Origin of the sequence: Streptomyces sp. NPDC003038, from assembly GCF_040611115.1 — a bacterium.
In the GTDB taxonomy this organism is placed as follows: domain Bacteria; phylum Actinomycetota; class Actinomycetes; order Streptomycetales; family Streptomycetaceae; genus Streptomyces.
This window is the reverse complement of record NZ_JBEXNN010000125.1, coordinates 1-1,300: the sequence shown is the minus strand read 5'-3', so window position 1 is coordinate 1,300 and position 1,300 is coordinate 1. Positions and strand designations below refer to the sequence as shown.

The 1,300-nt window shown below is 65.9% G+C and carries 1 protein-coding gene and 1 pseudogene; both read right to left on the bottom strand.

Going from position 1 to position 1,300, the window contains the following annotated elements:
• Nucleotides 1-566, bottom strand: a 566-nt coding sequence (locus tag ABZX75_RS34410; protein WP_355418184.1) for an IS5 family transposase, incomplete at its 3' end; no start/stop codon positions are given.
• A gap of 234 nt (nt 567-800) precedes the next feature.
• Nucleotides 801-1,142, bottom strand: a pseudogene (locus tag ABZX75_RS34405) (transposase); the annotation flags it as partial.
• Nucleotides 1,143-1,300: the final 158 nt, after the last annotated feature.

Genomic DNA, 1,300 nt, shown 5'->3' with positions numbered 1-1,300 from the left:
TCTGCCCACACCTTGCGGATGCCGGGGTGGTCGGCAGCGACCTGGTCAAGTAGCGCGGTGCCGGCCACCGAGTCCTGCACGCTCGCCGCGGTGACCAGCACGGCCAGCAGGAGACCGAGCGTGTCCGTGACGATGCTCCGCTTCCGGCCCACGATCTTCTTCCCGGCGTCGATGCCCTGGCCTGCGGCGGGGACGCTGGTGGAGGTCTTGACGCTCTGCGCGTCGATCACACAGGCCGACGGCTCGCCGTCCCGGCCTTCTTTCTCCCGCAGCAGCTGCCGTAGAAGACCGTTGATCTGGGCGAACACGCCCTCATCGGCCCATTTGGCGAAGTAGCCGTAGACCGTGTTCCAGGGCGGGAAGTCGTGCGGGAGGTAGCGCCACTGCCCCCCGGTGCGGTCCACGTACAAGATCGCGTCCACGATGTCGCGCAGGTCGTGCTCGGGCGGCCGGCCGAAATCCAGGGCCCTGCCACGGCGTTCGAAACGCCAGGCCGCGAGCACCGGCTCGATCAACTCCCAGCGGGCATCGGACAGATCACTTGGATACGGACGTCGCTTCGGCATGCTTCCGGCGTACCGCCGCGAACCGAATGCGCCCAGGCGTACAGCGACGACGACGGAAGCACACGAGCGACGAAGGCCAGACACTCTGGGATGAGACAGACACGAGACACATGCAAACCCACCCGTCACCCCGTCCGCCCCACAGGCCCCGAACCAGAACCGCTACCTCACCACCACCACAACCCCAGACCCCCAGAATCGCCCTATACCTGATCAGTACAGATGAAAACGGCCTCTCAGAGCCCGGACATGGGAGCCGTCGATCGCCGCGTCGTTCATGTCCAACAGGCCGGTTCCGCGCAGTTCGGCCAGAAGGACTTCGTGCAGGCGGGGCCAGACGCCGGCCTTGGTCCAATCGCGAAGACGACGCCAGCACGTCACACCGCTGCAGCCGATCCTGCCGGCGGGAACGTCCGCCCAGCTCACGCCCTTGCAGAGCACGTAAACGATCCCGCGCAGAGCCGCCCGATCATCCAGGGGGAGCCGGCCGGGATACCGGCGGCGCCTCGGCGGGCGAGGCGGAAGCAGCGGGGCAACGCGTTCCCACAGATCATCAGGCACAAGATCATCCGACACTCGACAAACTCTGCCGTCACCGAGCCCGACTGCCAAAAAGCCCGAGCCGAACTCATTCTGAATCAGTGAGCATTTTCAACTCACCCACCGATCGGGTGACGGGAGGCTCCAATTCCTGCAGGTCACAGACGTGGTGACCCACTCCACGAGTGCATGCG